Raw genomic sequence first — 15,844 nt, 5'->3', positions numbered from 1 at the left:
TGCCCCTACGCCTTTTCGCTCCCGAGCATCCCGGTCCACATGTCCGGGAAGTCCGGCAGGGTCTTGGCCGTCGTCGCGACGTTCTCGATCCGCACGCCCTCGACCGCGAGACCGATGATCGCGCCGGCCGTGGCCATGCGGTGGTCCTCGTAGGTGTGGAAGATCCCGCCGTGCAACGGGCGCGGGCGGATGTGCAGACCGTCGGCGGTCTCGGTGACGTCACCGCCGAGTTCGTTGATCTCCTTGGTCAGCGCGGCCAGTCGGTCCGTCTCGTGCAGGCGCAGATGGGCCACCCCGCGCAGGGTGGAGGGGGAGTCGGCGAGAGCCGCGACCGCCGCGATGCCGGGGGTCAGCTCGCCCACCTCGCCCAGGTCGACATCGATGCCGTGGATCGCACCCGAACCGGTGAACACCAGGCCGTACTCGGCGAGTTCGCAGGAACCACCCATCTCGGTGAAGATCTCGCGCAGCCGGTCACCGGGCTGGGTGGTCCGGTCCGGCCAGTCCGGGATCACGACCTTGCCGCCGGTCACCAGCGCCGCCGCCAGGAACGGCTGCGCGTTGGAGAGGTCGGGCTCCACGGTGAGGTCCCGGCCCAGCAGGGCGCCCGGCGTGACCCGCCAGACGTTCGGCTCGCCGCCCGACTCCGGGGTGTCCACCTGGGCGCCGACCGCGCGCAGCATGTCCACCGTCATGCGGATGTGCGGGAGGGAGGGCAGCGAACCGCCGACGTGACGGACCTCGACACCCTGGTTGAAGCGCGGGCCGGACAGCAGCAGCGCGCTCACGAACTGGGACGACGAGGACGCGTCGATCTCCACCGGGCCGCCGTCCAGGGCGCCCCCGCCGTGCACCGTGAGCGGCAGCGCGCCGCGGCCGTCGTCGTCGATGCGGGCGCCGAGGGCACGCAGGGCGTCGATCACGCCGGTCAGGGGGCGTTCGTACGACCTCGGGTCGCCGTCGAAGCGGATCTCGCCGTCGGCGAGGGCGGCGACGGGGGGCAGGAAGCGCATCACGGTGCCGGCGTTGCCGACGTCCACCGTGGCGGGTCCGCGGAGGCCTGCCGGCAGGACGCGCCAGGTCTCGCCGGTGCCGTCGGGGCCGACACCTTCCTCGATGCCCACGCCCATCTCGCGGAGGGCGGCCGCCATGAGGAGGGTGTCCCGGGAGCGGAGGGGGCGGCGGAGCCAGCCCGGTTCGCTCGCGAGGGATGCCAGGACGAGAGCGCGGTTGGTGACCGACTTTGACCCCGGGACGTGGACCGTGGCGTCGACGGCTCCACTCGCGTGGGGGGCGGGCCAGAGGGCGGTTTCTGAGGGGTTCAAAGCCATGGGGTCCACTTTAGTGGGGGGTGGTCTTTCGGGTGCGGCGCCGTCGTGGCTGGTCGCGCCACGGGCGGAGCCGCCGATGTCACAGCCCCGCGCCCCTGGTGACGTCGCCCCTCGGGGGCTTGTCACACCTCCAGTAGCCACCTCCCCCCGCCTATCAGTGAGCACAGGCTCACCGCGTGGAACAGGAACAGCCACAGCCCCGCCGGGACGTGGGTCAGGCGGGACAGCTGGTCGGCGTCCGAGTCGCCCGCCCCGCCCCGTGTCCGCTTCGCCTGCAGCTCGAAAGCGGGACGCACTCCGCCCAGCAGCAGGAACCACACCGCCGCGTACGCGAACGCCGCCTGGACCTGGGGCCCGGCGAGCCAGGACACCACCACGAACGTGCCGCCGGTCACCACCACCGTCAGCGCCCCGTACGCGTTGCGGATCATCACCAGCAGTGCCACCAGCAGAGCCGTCGCCACCCACAGCAGCAGGGTGATGCGGCCGGCGGCCAGCAGGGCGGCGCCGCCCAGGCCGAGCAGCGGGGGAGCGGTGTAGCCGGCCGCCGCGGTGAGGATCATCCCGATGCCGTGCGGCTTGCCCCGGCTGACCGTGAGGCCGCTGGTGTCGGAGTGCAGCCGGATACCGGTGAGCTGACGGCCGGTGCACAGGGCGACCAGGCCGTGGCCGCCCTCGTGGGCGATCGTGATGGCGTTGCGCGAGACCCGCCACAGGGGGTGCGGGACCACTATGGCGAGCGCCGCCACCATGGTGGCCAGCACCACCCACAGATCGGGGTCGGGCTGGGTGCCGATGACCTCGTCCCAGAGAGAGGTCGCTGTGCTGGTGTCCATGTTTCCGGGTGGCTCCCTCTCCGAGTACGGAATCTGGCAGTGTGGCACGTATGTGCGGACGGTATGCAGCCAGTCGTGGGCCCGAGGATCTCGCAGGAATCTTTGAGATCGAGAAGTGGGAGCCCGAGGAGACCCTGGAGCCCGACTACAACGTGGCCCCGACCAAGGGGGTCTACGCCGTTCTCGACCGCCCTCTCAAGGACGTGGACGAGCCGCGGCCGGTTCGCCAGCTGCGGAAGCTGAAGTGGGGGCTGGTGCCGAGCTGGTCGAAGACGCCCGAGGGCGCGGCCCGGATGATCAACGCCCGCGCGGAGACCGTGCACGAGAAGCCGTCGTACAAGCGGGCCTTCGCCACCCGCCGCTGCATCGTCCCGGCCGACGGCTACTACGAGTGGGTCACCGGGACGCAGGAGCGGGACCTGGAGGTCGAGGGGAAGAAGAAGCGGCCGCGCAAGCAGCCCTACTTCGTGCTGCCCGCCGACGGTTCGGTGTTCGCGATGGCCGGGCTCTACGAGTTCTGGCGCGACAAGACCCTGCCCGACGACCATCCGCAGGCCTGGTGGGCGACCTGCTCCGTGATCACGACCGAGGCGGAGACGGGCCCGCTCGCCGTGTCCCCGGCCGACGGCCCGCGCTCCCTCGCCGACATCCACCCCCGGATGCCGCTCATGCTCACCCCGGACCGCTGGGACGCCTGGCTCGACCCGTCCCGCACGGACGTGGAGGAGCTGCGCCCCCTGCTCGCGCCCCCGCCCGAGGGGCTCATGCGGGCCTACCCGGTCTCCACCGCCGTCAGCAACGTCCGCAACAACGGCCCGGAGCTGCTGAAGGAGCTGGACGGCCCCGAAGAGGGCACGCTCTTCTAGCCTTCGGATGTGAAGCCTTCAGACGTGACGACCGAGATCATCAGCACCGAGGCCGGAGACGCCCGCATCACCTGGCACCCGGCGCGCACGGCACGGCTCGTGCTGGCCGTCAGTCATGGTGCCGGCGGCGGTATCGAGGCGCGGGACCTCCAGGCCCTCGCCGCGACCCTCCCGCGGCACGGGGTGAGCGTCGCTCTCGTCGAGCAGCCCTGGCGGGTGGCCGGCAAGAAGGTCGCGCCCGCCCCGAAGACGCTGGACGTGGGATGGCGGGGTATCTGGCCCGCTCTCGTGAAGCCCGGCCTGCCGGTGATCTCCGGCGGGCGCAGCGCCGGGGCCCGCGTCGCCTGCCGTACGGCCGTGGAGCTGGGCGCGGCCGCCGTCCTCGCCCTCAGCTTCCCGCTGCACCCGCCGGGCCGGCCGGAGAAGTCGCGGGCGGCGGAACTGCTCGGATCCGGGGTGCCCACCCTGGTCGTACAGGGCGGCAACGACCCGTTCGGGAAGCCGGAGGAGTTCCCCGAGGGCTCCTTCGCGCTGGTCGAGGTGGCGTACGGCGATCATGGCTTCGCGGTGCCGAAACGGGCCGCGATCACCCAGGAGGAGGCCGTGACAGTCATCACGGACGCGGTCGGGAAGTGGGCCGGGTCACTGGGGTGAAGGCCCGGGAATGTTGAGCCGTGGACCTCTGTTGAGGCGGACAGAAGTGCTGAAGAACCGGCACCGACCGTCGTAGAGAGGAAGTCCGCCGCATGGGTTCGACCTACTGCCCGAGCCGCAGCAGCCGCGCTGACCTGGACTGGACGGTGCTGCGCGCGACCAAGACCACTCCTATTCGAGGGGCGGCCGGGGCGGGTAGTCGTCTATCCTCCAATTCCGGTGGCACCGGTTTCGGTGCTGCCCGGAATCTTGAGGAGGTGGGTCCGGTCACTGGGATCGACGCAGGGACCGACAACGGCCAGGCGGAGCAGCCCGAGGGCCAGGGCACGAGCACGGAGTCCACGTCGGAGCGCAGTGCGCGCTTCGAGCGGGACGCGCTCGAATTCCTCGACCAGATGTACTCGGCCGCTCTGCGTATGACGCGCAATCCGGCCGACGCCGAAGACCTGGTGCAGGAGACGTACGCCAAGGCGTACGCGTCCTTCCACCAGTTCCGTGAGGGCACCAACCTCAAGGCGTGGCTGTACCGGATCCTCACCAACACGTTCATCAACTCGTACCGCAAGAAGCAGCGCGAACCCCAGCGCTCCGCGGCCGAGGAGATCGAGGACTGGCAGCTCGCGCGCGCCGAGTCGCACATGTCGACAGGTCTGCGCTCCGCGGAGTCGCAGGCGCTCGACCACCTGCCCGACTCGGACGTGAAGGAAGCCCTCCAGGCGATCCCCGAGGAATTCCGCATCGCCGTCTATCTCGCCGACGTCGAGGGCTTTGCGTACAAGGAGATCGCGGACATCATGGGGACACCCATCGGTACGGTGATGTCCCGCCTGCACCGCGGCCGCCGTCAACTGCGCGGCATGCTCGAGGACTACGCCCGTGAGCGCGGGCTCGTCCCGGCCGGTGCCGGAGAGTCGAACGAAGCGAAAGGCTCGGGCTCATGAGCTGCGGAGAGCCGCATGAGACGGACTGCAGTGAGGTACTCGATCATCTCTACGAGTTCCTCGACAGTGAGATGCCGGACGTCGATCGCGTCAAGTTCAAGCAGCACTTCACGGAGTGCTCGCCGTGCCTGGAGAAGTACGGCCTCGAAGAGGCCGTGAAGAAGCTCGTCAAGCGGTGCTGCGGCCAGGACGACGTGCCGACCGACCTGCGCTCCAAGGTCCTCGGCCGGCTCGACCTCATCCGTTCCGGACAGTCGGTGCCCGACCATGACGTGACGGCCTCGCCGGTGACACCGCAGGAGTCCTGAGCGCCACCGGCGACCTCGTCGCCGGGTCCCGCGGGAGCCTGCGCGGTCAGATCTCCAGGCCGTTCTCGATCCTCTTCAGCCCGTGCCGGGCCAGCGCCAGATTGCTGCGGGTCCGGTCCAGGGCGACGTAGAAGAACAACGAGCCCTGGCTGCTCGTGAGCGGGCGGATCAGGTGGTACTGCTTCCCGAGCGTGATCAGGATGTCCTCGATCACGTCGTCCATGTCCAGCGAGGCCAGGGTGCGCATCTTCGCGCGCACCACCTCGGTGTTGCCCGCGGCGGCGAGTTCCAGGTCGAGGCCCTGGCCGCCGCCGATGGCGCCGAGCGACATGCCGCTGTCATAGTCCACGACGGCGGCGCCGATCGCGCCGTCGAGGCTCATGGCTTCCTTGAGCGCGGTCTCTATGTTCACCGGTTCCCTCAATTCTTCCGTGCTGCTGACCGGTCGATGCTCGGCCAACTACGATCGAAGCCAGGCGACTTGTGGGTCACTTAGCGTCAGTTTTGGCGTGTGTGACGAAACTTGTCGTTCAAAGTAGTGCGTGGTGTCGGACCGTGGAGGGCCAATGGGGGAAAACGCGACCGCGCTCCAGACCTCCCTGGACCGGTTGCTCGACGCCCCCGGAGTCACGGGTGTCGCCCTGATCGACGCGGTGACCGGCCTTGTCTACGGCACCGCCGGAGACGTCACCGAGGCCGGGACCGGCGCGGAGAGCAGCGAACTCGCGAACCTCATCGCCCAGCGGCTCGGCGAGGCCGGGGCCGAGGGAGAGCTGGAGAGCGTGGTCCTGACCAGCCGCCGCCGCCATCAGATGCTGTTCACCGTCGTACGGCCGGCCGGTGACCCCCTGCTCCTCGCGGCCGGCCTGGACCGCGACCGGGCCAACGTCGCGCTCGCCCTGCGCAGCCTGGGCGACCGCGTCACCGAGGTACTGGCGTGAACGCGCCCCCGGTCCGCAACGTCCCCGCGCTCCTCCTGGCGCTGCGGGAAGAGGAGTTCACCGGCACGGTCCGGGTCTCCGGAACCCCCGGCGGAACGATCCACATCCGCGGCGGCCTGGTCGGCGCCATCGAGACCCCCGGCGCTCCCACAGCCGCCTCGGCCCTCCTCACCACGGGCCGCGTCGACGACGAGGCATGGCTCGCCGCCTGCGCGACGCAACCCGACGCGGACCGGGTGGGCGCGCACCTGGCCGCCGCCGGGCTGATCGGCGCGGCGGAACTCGAGATCATCTGCGCGGCCGCGGTCTTCGACGGCGCCTTCGCGATGGCCCTCGGCCCGGCCGGCGGCTGGGAGACCGGCGACCGTGAACCGACGCTGGTGGCGGTGCCCGGTGTGGAGCCCCGGGCGCTGACCGAGGAGGTCGCCCGCCGAACGGGGGTGCTGGCGCGAGCGGGGGTGGCACCGGGGGAACTGGCCCGGCTGCGGCCGGAGGCTTCCGGGGACGGCCGCTCAGGTGTGTGGCTGTCGCGGCGGCACCGGGAACTCCTGGACCGCGTCAACGGGCGTCGCACGCCCCGGGATCTCGCCTTCGCCCTCGGGCGTGGGCTGTTCGCGGTGATGCTGGACCTGAACCGGCTGGAGGCGCTGGAGCTGATCCGCTGGGAGGTCAGGGCCGCTCCGGGCAACCGCCCGAGCACCGCGCCCCGCGTGGCCCCCGAGAGCCCCACCGGGCCCGTCCCCGCCGGCGGCACCCTGCCGAAACGCAGACCCGGCGGCACATCTCCCGCACGGAACCACGGCGAGCGTGGAGAGAAGGGCGGCGAGTGAGCCCAGAACCCGAACAACCCGCGAGGGCCCCGGACCCCGCGACGGCCCCAGAACCGACGGGTCCGCCAGGGTCCGCGAGCCCGCCGGGACCGACGGGTCCGCCGGGCCCGCCGGGATCCGGGAGCCCGCCGGGATCCGCGAGCCCGCCCGACCCGGCGAGACCGTCCGGCCCAGCGCGATCGCCGGGCCCGGCGAAATCGCCCAGCCCGGCGCGATCGCCGAAGTCCACGCGGGCCCCGGGGCCCACCGGGGCGCCGGAATCTGCGGAGTCCCCGGAGTCCTCGGAGTCTGCGGGGGTGCCGGAGTCCTCGGGGGCCGTGGAGTCCGGAGGGCCTACGGAGTCTCCGGGGGCGTCGAAGCCTGCGGGGCCCAAGAAGTCTTCGGGGTCTTCCCGGGCCACGGGGTCCTCGAAGTCCCGACGCGCGTTGAAGTCCTCGGGGGATACGAAGCCTTCGAAGCCTGTGGAGTCCCGGGCGCCCGCGAAGTCCGCGGAGTCCCGCGCGTCCGCGAAGTCGGCACGGGCCATGAAGCCCGAGGAGTCCCGCGCGCCTTCGAAGTCCGCACAGGCCACGAAGCCCGAGGAGTCCGCACAGGCCACGAAGCCCGAGGAGTCCCCACGGGCCATGAAGCCCGAGGAGTCCCGCGCGCCTTCGAAGTCCCCACGGGCCACGAAGCCCGAGGAGTCCCGCGCGCCCGCGAAGTCCCCACGGGCCACGAAGCCTTCGAGGCACTCACAGGCCCCGGAACCTCCACGGAACCCGGACGTCTCAGAGCTGTCAGGGCCGTCAGAGCCGTCAGGGCCGGTGGATGCCCCCGTGCTCTCGGAGTCCCCCGCGCCCCCCGATCCCTCCAGCGGCCCGAAGTCGACCAGGGCCGGGGCCCCGCGTTCCCGGAAAGGTGCGGGAGCCGCCAAGTCTTCTGAGTCGTCGGGTTCCGTGAGCGCTGGGGGCGGTGCCGGCGGTTCCGCCGAGTCTCCTGCGCCGTCTCTCCCCGAGTCCCCGCCCGCACGCCCTCCCCTGCCCGTGCGCGGTGCTGTTCCGGCCGCCGCACTTCCGTTCGCGTGTCCGGCGCCCTCGCCCGAGGAACTGGCCGCCGAGCAACCCTCGATCGAAACGCTGCAGCGCGTCCATGAGCGGCTGCGGGCTCTCCCCGAGAGCACAAGCCCGGCCGACCCCCCGCCGGCGTCCGGACCAAGGAGCACGTGTCCATGACCGAAACCCCGTCACCCGAGCCGGACGCCGCCCTCATCGACATCCTCGCGTCCCTGCGAGACCGGGTGCTGGGCGTCAGCGAGAGCGTGCTGTCCACCGCGGACGGACTGCTCGTCGTCGCCGACGTCGACTCGGCCCACCCCGAGTCCGTCGCCGCGCTGGCCGCCGCGACCCTCGGGGTCGGCCGCCGTATCGCCGACCTCGGCGGCGCCGGAACACTGCGCGAGGTGATCGTGCGGGGCGGTTCGGGGCATGTCGTCGTGACGGCCGTGGGTGATCGCGCGCTGCTCACCGTCATGGGCGACGAGGGCCTGGACATCGCCGCGTTCCAGCGCGAGTCGCCGGCCGCCGTGGAGGAACTCAGCAAGGCGCTCGCCGCGGACGTCCCGAACTGACCGCACGGAGGCACACGGGAACATGCGCGCACCGGTCACTCGATCGGGCTAATCCTGAGGCGATATGCTCGCAGATTCCCCCATAGTGGCTCACCCGGTCCGCCCCGCGTTCTAGGCTCCGGAGCCGTAACAGGCGCGGCCGGGGGAGGCGTTGGCGTGGAGGCGGTACCGGCACGGGCGCGCGCGTACATCGCCTGTGTCGCCGTAGTCGCGCTGAGCTGTCTGCTGCCGTTGCCGTCCGTACGCGCTCCCTGGTGGGCGGTCGTGCTGCTCGCCGCGCTGTACGCCGGATGCGAGCAGGCCGCCGCCCGGAGCCGGTTCGCCGGCACCTTCTACCCCGTCCTGCTGGCCGGCGCCTTTCTGCTGCCGCCGCCCGCCGCCGCCCTCGTGCCGATCCCGGGGGCCCTGCTGTCACCGGTGGAGCAGCGGCCGCGAGGCCTGCGCCGGATCTGGCGGGCCGCGCAACTCGCCGTGGGTGTGTGGGCGGCCGCGCGGGTGCACTGGGCGATGGGCGGCAGGGACGCGGTCGTGGCCGCCGACTTCCCGTACGCGCTGGTCCCGGCCGGGGTCGCGGTCCTCGCGTTCTGCCTGGTGCTGAGCCTGCTGGACGGGGGGATCCTGGCGCTCGCCGAGAGGACCCCGGTACGGCGGGCCTGGCGCGGCCTGTTTCTCCGCTCCCTCGCCCCCGTCGCCGTACACGGGCTGGCCGGGCTGATGATGGCCGTGCTGTGGCGCAGTCCCTACGGCCCCGTCGCCGCGTTGCTGGTGCTGCTGCCGATGGGTGTGTCGTGGTGGGTGTTCGCGCAGTACCACCGGGAGCGGGCCGCCCACCAGGCCACCATCCGCGCGCTCGTGCAGGCCGTCGACATCAAGGACGAGTACACGCGCGGGCACAGTGAGCGGGTCGGGCAGGCGTCGATGATGATCGCGCGGGAGCTCGGCATGGACGACGCCCGCGTCGAGGTGCTGCGGTTCGCGGGGATCCTGCACGACGTGGGGAAACTCGGGGTGCCGACGCGGCTGCTCCGCAAGGACGGGCCGCTGACCCCCGAGGAGCGACGGATCATCGAGCTGCATCCAGAGTACGGGCACGAGATGGTGCGGGGCATCTCCTTCCTCGGGGAGGCCCGGGCCGCCGTACTGCACCACCATGAGCGGCTGGACGGGAGCGGGTACCCGTACGGACTGACAGGCCGTCACATTCCGGAGTCGGCACGGGTGGTGGCGGTCGCCGACGCCTTCGACGCCATGACGTCCACCCGCTCCTACCGGCGGGCCCGGCCGGTCGGTGCCGCGCTGGAGGAGCTGGAGCGGTGCGCGGGCAGCCAGTTCGACCCGCGCATGGTGACGGCCCTCGTCAGCGCGCTGGCCCGGCACGGCTGGCATCCGGCGGTCACGGCGGACGAGACCGGCCTGCCGCGTCCCCGGCCGAGCGCCGTGGGGCGGCCGGGAGTCCGGCGGTGAGCGGGCGCGAGCAGGGCGGGGGGACGCCGACGGCCGGGGAGGCGGCGCAGGAGGCCGCCCCGCGATCGGCCCCGCGATCCGAACGGAGCCTGTCCCGGCTCACCCGCGCCCCGCGGCCGGACCGCAGCGCATCCGGGCGTACCGAGACCCCGCCACGGGACCGGATCACACCCAGCCGTGCCCCCCGGTCCCCGTTCCTCCTCACCCTCGTCCACGCCTCCGCCGCCCTCCTGGCCCTCGGCTCACTCGCGTTCACCCTGTGGACCGGCGTGGAGGAGCGCGGTACCGCCCTCGCCTTCGGTGTACTGCTCACCGTCGGTGAGCTCAACCGGCGCAGCGGGCCCCACGTCCGGGAGGCCGCGCCGCTCGGCGCCGCCGGGGCCCTGTCGTACGCCCTGCTCGGCGAGAACGCGGGCGCGCCCACCCATCACGGCGCCGCCCAGGTCGTCACCGTGGTCCTCGCCGCCTCCCTCGTCGGCAGCGTGCCGCACATCGCGCGCGGGCAGGGCCCCACCACCGACCAGCTCGCCCGGCGCGTCCTCACCGTGGGATTCGCCGCCGTGTGCTTCCAACCCCTGTACAACCAGGGTGCGTTCGCCCAGTGGGGCGGCCCCGCGTACGCCGTGCTGCTGCTGGCCCTGCTCGCGCTCACCGCGCTGTGCGACGCCGTCCTCGCGGCGGCCCTGGCGCACTCCCGCACCCGCTGGCCCTTCGGCCCGCTGCTGAGGGACGAGCTGCGAGCGCTGCTGGGGATCGGATCCGCGGTCGTCGCCACGGGGGCCGTGATGGCGCTCGCGGTGGCCGTCGCGGGACTGTGGGCGCTGCCCGTCTTCTCCGTGCCGCTTCTGCTCACCCAGCTTTCCGTCCGCCGGTACGCCGCTGTCCGCTGCACCTACCGGCAGACCATCGCCTCCCTCGCCCGGGCCACCGAGATCGCCGGGTACACGCCCGCCGGACACGCCCGCAGGGTCGCCGCGCTCAGCCGGGAGGTCGGGCGCGACCTCGGACTGTCCCGACCCGAGCTCACCGTCCTGGAGTACGCCGCCCTCATGCACGACATCGGCCAGCTGAGCCTCGTCGACCCGGTGCCCGCGGGCGCCACCGCCGCCCTGCCCGTCGCCGAACAGCGCCGCATCGCGCTGCTCGGCGGGGCCGTCGTACGGCAGACGGGCGTCGACGCGGCCGTCGCCGTGGTGGTGGAGCGGCAGGCCGACCCCTGCCGGGAGCAGCCGCTGGCCGCGCGGATCGTGCGGGCGGTCAACGCGTACGAGGAGAAGACGCGGGACGCCGGACCCGGCGGGCCGCTGACCGCGCTGGAGGAGCTGCGCCTGGGCACCGCGGGGGACTACGCTCCGGAGGTCGTGGAGGCGCTGGCCAGGGTGCTGTCGAGAGACTGTCTGACCTCCCCCGCGACGGGGTAACCCATGGGTAATGAGCGCCCTTCCGAGCACACGTGGTTGGATGCGAGAGAGAGGGTGTCCGGGGGCACAGCCAGCCCACTCGACGGAACCGGCAGGCGGGAATCGTGAGGATCTTCGGCAAGGGACGGCATCGGCCCTCCGCCTCTTGGCGGCAGGCCACGGACCGCGCGTTCACGCTGATCGGCGACGGTCGGTACGAGGACGCGGGCGCGCTGCTGACACGTGCCGCGGACCTGGAGCCGTGGCTGTCCGAGTCCTGGTTCAACCTGGCCCTGCTGCACAAGTTCCGGCACGACTGGGAGCAGGCGCGAGCGGCGGGCCTCAGGGCCGTCGCGCTGCTCGACCGGGAGACCGGGGCGCCCGACTGGTGGAACGTCGGCATCGCGGCGACCGCGCTCCAGGACTGGCCGCTGGCCCGGCGGGCCTGGCAGGCGTACGGGCTGCGGGTACCGGGCGGGGCGACCGCGTCCGGGGAGCCGCTCGGCATGGACCTCGGCAGCGCGGCAGTACGGCTGTCCCCGGAGGGGGAGGCCGAGGTGGTGTGGGGGCGCCGACTGGACCCCGCGCGCGTGGAGGTGCTGTCCATCCCGCTGCCGTCCTCGGGGCGGCGCTGGGGTGAGGTGGTCCTGCACGACGGAGTCCCGCACGGGGAGCGGACGACCGCGTCGGGCCACGCGTATCCCGTGTTCGACGAGATCGAGCTGTGGGCGCCGTCGCCCGTGCCGACCTGGGTCGTGCTGCTGGAGGCGGCCACCGAGGCGGACCGGGACGCGCTGGAGCAGCTCGCGGCCGACGCCGGGTTCGCGGCGGAGGACTGGTCGTCGTCGGTGCGGCTGCTGTGCCGGATGTGCTCCGAGTCGCGGATGCCGTCGGACGAGGGCGACGGGGAGCATCTCGACCCGCACGATCACAGTGAGCCGGGGCACCCCGGGCCGCTGGGGCATCGCACGGACGGGCAGCTGTGGGTGCCGGAGCGGGAGTGCGGGGTGGCTGCGCCGGCTGCGCTGGTCCGGGGGTTGCTGGACGGGTGGGTCGCGGACAGCCCGGATTCTCGTGATTGGCGGGACTTGGAAGAGGTCTGTTAGGTCGTTGTTCGGCTGCGGGGCCGGTGGGGGCCTGTCGCGCCCACGCGGCGGAGCCGCAGATCGACACAGCCCCGCGCCCCTTTGGGGCGCGGCCCCCGTACCCTGTACGCGCAGTCACTCCCTGTTCAGGTTTAAGGAAGGCACCGTCGGTCATGGCCCAGCAGGACACCGATCAGCAGCACGCGGGCGTGCTCCCCGTCGATGACGAGGGGTTCGTCGTCGACACCGAGGAGACCGAGGAGCGGGAGAACGCCTGGCGTGAGCGCGGCACCTCGCGGCCCATCACCGTCGTCGGGAACCCCGTGCTGCACAAGGAGTGCAAGGACGTCACCGAGTTCGGTGAGGAGCTGGACCAGCTGGTCGCGGACATGTTCGCCAGCCAGCGCACCGCCGAGGGCGTCGGTCTCGCCGCCAACCAGATCGGTGTCGACCTGAAGGTCTTCGTCTACGACTGCCAGGACGACGAGGGCCGCCGGCACGTGGGTGTCGTCTGCAACCCGAAGCTCGTGGACCTGCCCGCCGACGAGCGCAGGCTCGACGACGCCAACGAGGGCTGTCTGTCGGTGCCCACCGCCTACGCGCCGCTCGCCCGCCCGGACTACGCCGAGGTCACCGGCCAGGACGAGAAGGGCAACCCGGTCAAGGTCCGCGGCACCGGCTACTTCGCGCGGTGTCTGCAGCACGAGACCGACCACCTGTACGGCTACCTGTACATCGACCGGCTCTCCAAGCGCGAACGCAAGGACGCGCTGCGGCAGATGGCCGAGAACGAGCCCCGCTACCCCGTGGTCGCCAACGACTGACGTCCCACAACGACCGTACACACGGCGCCTGTTCGGGAACCACTCCCCGAACAGGCGCCGTTCGCATGTGCGTCGCACGTTCGATCGGATGCGCTCACGTAGTGATCGGATAGTGACCAGATTCAGGTCACACAAGGGGAGAATCGAGGCACTGTGGGGTAGTGAATGAAGCAAATCCGTTCCCAGAACGGTCAGTTGTGGTGCTGAATGGGAAGTGCGGGGATACGCAACGGCGCACGCCCGGTTCAGCGGGAGGGGTGCGCGCCAACTGGCGGCTGGAAGGGGTTTGTTCGTGCCTGCTTTCCCATACAGCACCACATCGACGCCGACGGCGATCGCGGTTCCACCGTCGCTCTCTCTCCCGGTGATCGAGGCAGCGTTTCCCAGGCAACTGCACCCGTATTGGCCCCGGCTCCAGGAGGGCACCCGTACCTGGCTTCTGGAAAAGCGGCTCATGTCGGCGGACATGGTGGAGGAATATGCCGACGGACTGTGCTACACGGACCTCATGGCGGGCTACTACCTCGGCGCCCCCGACGACGTTCTCCAGGCGATAGCGGACTTCAGCGCCTGGTTCTTCGTCTGGGACGACCGCCACGACCGTGACGTCGTGCACGGCCGCACGGCCGCCTGGCGGCGGCTCAGGTTCCGTTTGCATCGGGCCGTCGACTCCCCCCAGGGACACCTGCGTCACGAGGATCCCCTGGTGGCCGGGCTCGCGGACAGTGTGTCGCGGCTGTACTCGTTCCTGCCGCGCACCTGGAACGCGCGCTTCGCCCGGCACTTCCACGACGTGATCGAGGCCTACGACAGGGAATTCCGCAACCGCGTCAAGGGAGTCGTTCCCACGGTCGAGGAATACCTGACGCTGCGCCGCCTCACTTTCGCCCACCAGATCTGGACCGACCTTCTGGAGCCGAGCGCGGGACGTGAACTCCCGGACGCCATAAGGAATCACTCCGCATTTCGGCGTGCGGCCCTCCTGAGCCAGGAATTCGCCGCCTGGTACAACGACCTCTGCTCACTCCCCAAGGAAATAGCGGGCGACGAGGTCCACAATCTCGGAATCAGCCTCATCACACACGAGGGGCTGACACTCGAGGAGGCGATCCGGGAAATGCGGCGACGCGTCGAGAAATGCGTGGACGCGTTCCTCGTCGCCGAAAGCGATGCCCGCCTTTTCGCCGAATCCCTTGACGACGGAACCCTAGGGGGAAAGGAACTGAGCGCCGCCGTCCGGGCCTGCGTCCGCAATATGCGCCATTGGTTCAGCACCGTCTACTGGTTCCACCACGAGTCCGGCCGCTACATGGTCGACAGCTGGGACGACCGGTCCACACCCCCGTACGTCAACAACGAAGCGGCAGGTGAGAAATGACTCTCGAGTCGGTGCACACCCAGACCCCCGCGGTCCAGGAACCGGGCGGCAGGGGCGAACCGCCCCTGGCCGGCGGCCGCGTGCCCCTCCTCGGCCACGGTCTCAGGCTCGCGCGCGATCCGCTGAGCCTGCTGTCCGGGCTCCGGCGCCACGGCGACGTGGTACGCCTCAAGCTCGGCCCCAAGACGGTGTACGCGCCCACCACCCCGGAACTGACCGGAGCGGTGGCGCTCAACCCCGACTTCATCATCGCCGGTCCGCTCTGGGAGTCCCTGGAGGGCCTGGTCGGCACCCAGGGCGTGGCCACCGCCAACGGCCCCCAGCACCGGCGCCAGCGGCGCACCATCCAGCCCGCCTTCCGGCTCGACGCCATACCGGCGTACGGGCCGATCATGGCGGAGGAGGCACGGGAGCTGGCCGAACGGTGGCGGCCCGGGGAGACGGTCGACTGCACCTCCGAGTCCTTCCGCGTCGCCGTGCGCATCGCGGCCCGCTGTCTGCTGCGCGGCGACTACATGGACGAGCGCGCCGAGCGGCTGTGCGTCGCGCTCACGACCGTCTTCCGGGGCATGTACCGGCGGATGGTGATACCCGCCGGGCCGCTGTACAAGCTGCCCCTGCCGGCCAACCGCGCATTCAACCGGGCGTTGGCCGATCTGCATCTGGTGGTCGACGAGATCGTCGCCGAGCGCCGCGCATCCGGTCAAAAGCCGAACGATTTGCTGACGGCATTGCTGGCGGCGAAGGACGAGAATGGCGACCCCATCGGGGAACAGGAGATCCACGATCAGGTCGTCGCGATACTCACCCCCGGCGGCGAAACCGTCGCGTCCACGATCATGTGGTTGCTCCGGGTGCTCGCGGAACATCCGGAACACGCCGACAAGGTGTGCACGGAAGTCGAATCGGTCACCGGCGGGCGTCCCGTGGCATTCGAGGACGTCCGGTCGCTCACGTACACGAACTATGTGGTGGTCGAGACCATGCGTTTGTGGCCCGCGGTATGGATATTGACCCGGCGAGCGGTACGGGACACCGAACTCGGTGGCTATCACATTCCGGCCGGGTCCGACATCGTGTACAGCCCGTACGCGATCCAGCGGGATGCGGAGTCCTTCGACGACAACACGGAGTTCGACCCGCTGCGCTGGAGTCCGGAACGGTCCCGGGTGGTTCCGAAACACGCCATGAGCCCGTTCAGCACCGGCAACCGGAAGTGCCCGAGCGACCACTTCTCGATGGCCCAGCTGACGCTGCTCACGGCGGCGCTGGCCCGGAAGTACCGCTTCGAGCAGGTGGCCGGCTCGGACGACACCCCCCGCCCCGGCATCACCCTGCGGCCGAACCGGCTCATGGTGCGGCCCGTGCCCAGGTGACGGG

At 71.5% G+C, this 15,844-nt stretch carries 16 protein-coding genes; 13 read left to right on the top strand and 3 right to left on the bottom strand.

Features of this window, described 5'->3' with window-relative positions:
- Positions 1-5: 5 nt before the first annotated feature.
- Both aroA and ACZ48Z_RS30285 read right to left on the bottom strand, forming a co-directional pair.
- The gene (gene aroA / locus ACZ48Z_RS30290; RefSeq protein WP_468739062.1) at positions 6-1,331 is read right to left on the bottom strand and encodes a 3-phosphoshikimate 1-carboxyvinyltransferase; all 1,326 of its coding nucleotides are present in this window, start codon (positions 1,329-1,331) and stop codon (positions 6-8) included.
- A gap of 122 nt (positions 1,332-1,453) precedes the next feature.
- Entirely contained in the window at positions 1,454-2,167 is a 714-nt protein-coding gene (locus ACZ48Z_RS30285; RefSeq protein WP_468739061.1) for a M50 family metallopeptidase, read from the bottom strand.
- A 50-nt stretch (positions 2,168-2,217) separates the two neighbouring features.
- Between ACZ48Z_RS30285 and ACZ48Z_RS30280 the strand changes: the two genes are divergently transcribed.
- The 4 genes from ACZ48Z_RS30280 (at position 2,218) to rsrA (ending at position 4,936) form a co-directional block, all read left to right on the top strand.
- Positions 2,218-3,033 (top strand): SOS response-associated peptidase, encoded by an 816-nt coding sequence (locus tag ACZ48Z_RS30280; protein ID WP_468739060.1) that lies wholly within the window; start codon positions 2,218-2,220, stop codon positions 3,031-3,033.
- Positions 3,034-3,057: 24 nt separating this feature from the next.
- Positions 3,058-3,687: an alpha/beta hydrolase family protein gene (locus ACZ48Z_RS30275; protein ID WP_468739059.1), complete on the top strand. Its 630-nt coding sequence runs from the start codon at positions 3,058-3,060 to the stop codon at positions 3,685-3,687.
- A 257-nt stretch (positions 3,688-3,944) separates the two neighbouring features.
- Positions 3,945-4,628 (top strand): RNA polymerase sigma factor SigR, encoded by a 684-nt coding sequence (gene sigR / locus ACZ48Z_RS30270; protein WP_404737146.1) that lies wholly within the window; start codon positions 3,945-3,947, stop codon positions 4,626-4,628.
- Complete coding sequence (gene rsrA, locus ACZ48Z_RS30265; protein WP_468739058.1) at positions 4,625-4,936, top strand: mycothiol system anti-sigma-R factor; 312 nt, start codon at positions 4,625-4,627, stop codon at positions 4,934-4,936. Before sigR ends, rsrA begins: the two co-directional genes overlap by 4 nt.
- Positions 4,937-4,982: 46 nt before the next feature.
- Here rsrA and ACZ48Z_RS30260 read toward each other — a convergent pair whose 3' ends face one another.
- On the bottom strand, positions 4,983-5,348 hold the full coding sequence (locus tag ACZ48Z_RS30260; RefSeq protein WP_468739057.1) for a hypothetical protein: 366 nt from the start codon (positions 5,346-5,348) through the stop codon (positions 4,983-4,985).
- 154 nt (positions 5,349-5,502) lie between these two features.
- On the opposite strand from ACZ48Z_RS30260, the gene ACZ48Z_RS30255 reads away from it, so the two are divergent.
- The 9 genes from ACZ48Z_RS30255 to ACZ48Z_RS30215 all read left to right on the top strand — a co-directional run bounded on the left by ACZ48Z_RS30255 (position 5,503) and on the right by ACZ48Z_RS30215 (position 15,840).
- Positions 5,503-5,877, top strand: a complete 375-nt coding sequence (locus ACZ48Z_RS30255; protein ID WP_468739056.1) for a hypothetical protein — start codon at positions 5,503-5,505, stop codon at positions 5,875-5,877.
- Positions 5,874-6,707, top strand: a complete 834-nt coding sequence (locus ACZ48Z_RS30250) for a hypothetical protein (RefSeq protein WP_468739055.1) — start codon at positions 5,874-5,876, stop codon at positions 6,705-6,707. The genes ACZ48Z_RS30255 and ACZ48Z_RS30250 overlap by 4 nt, the downstream gene beginning before the upstream one ends.
- Positions 6,708-7,914: 1,207 nt before the next feature.
- Positions 7,915-8,313 (top strand): roadblock/LC7 domain-containing protein, encoded by a 399-nt coding sequence (locus ACZ48Z_RS30245; protein WP_468739054.1) that lies wholly within the window; start codon positions 7,915-7,917, stop codon positions 8,311-8,313.
- A 156-nt stretch (positions 8,314-8,469) separates the two neighbouring features.
- Complete coding sequence (locus tag ACZ48Z_RS30240; RefSeq protein ID WP_468739053.1) at positions 8,470-9,777, top strand: HD-GYP domain-containing protein; 1,308 nt, start codon at positions 8,470-8,472, stop codon at positions 9,775-9,777.
- A 164-nt stretch (positions 9,778-9,941) separates the two neighbouring features.
- Entirely contained in the window at positions 9,942-11,198 is a 1,257-nt protein-coding gene (locus ACZ48Z_RS30235) for an HD-GYP domain-containing protein (protein ID WP_468739175.1), read from the top strand.
- 104 nt (positions 11,199-11,302) lie between these two features.
- The gene (locus tag ACZ48Z_RS30230; RefSeq protein ID WP_468739052.1) at positions 11,303-12,283 is read left to right on the top strand and encodes a tetratricopeptide repeat protein; all 981 of its coding nucleotides are present in this window, start codon (positions 11,303-11,305) and stop codon (positions 12,281-12,283) included.
- 152 nt (positions 12,284-12,435) lie between these two features.
- Positions 12,436-13,086: a peptide deformylase gene (def, locus tag ACZ48Z_RS30225; protein WP_468739051.1), complete on the top strand. Its 651-nt coding sequence runs from the start codon at positions 12,436-12,438 to the stop codon at positions 13,084-13,086.
- Positions 13,087-13,378: 292 nt separating this feature from the next.
- Positions 13,379-14,464: an epi-isozizaene synthase gene (gene cyc1, locus ACZ48Z_RS30220; RefSeq protein ID WP_468739050.1), complete on the top strand. Its 1,086-nt coding sequence runs from the start codon at positions 13,379-13,381 to the stop codon at positions 14,462-14,464.
- Positions 14,461-15,840, top strand: a complete 1,380-nt coding sequence (locus ACZ48Z_RS30215) for a bifunctional albaflavenone monooxygenase/terpene synthase (protein WP_468739049.1) — start codon at positions 14,461-14,463, stop codon at positions 15,838-15,840. Before cyc1 ends, ACZ48Z_RS30215 begins: the two co-directional genes overlap by 4 nt.
- The last annotated feature ends 4 nt before the right edge of the window (positions 15,841-15,844 follow it).

Source organism: Streptomyces sp. NPDC031225 (assembly GCF_055570355.1).
Note: the sequence above shows the minus strand (reverse complement) of the source record. Positions and strands in the feature narration are given on the sequence as shown.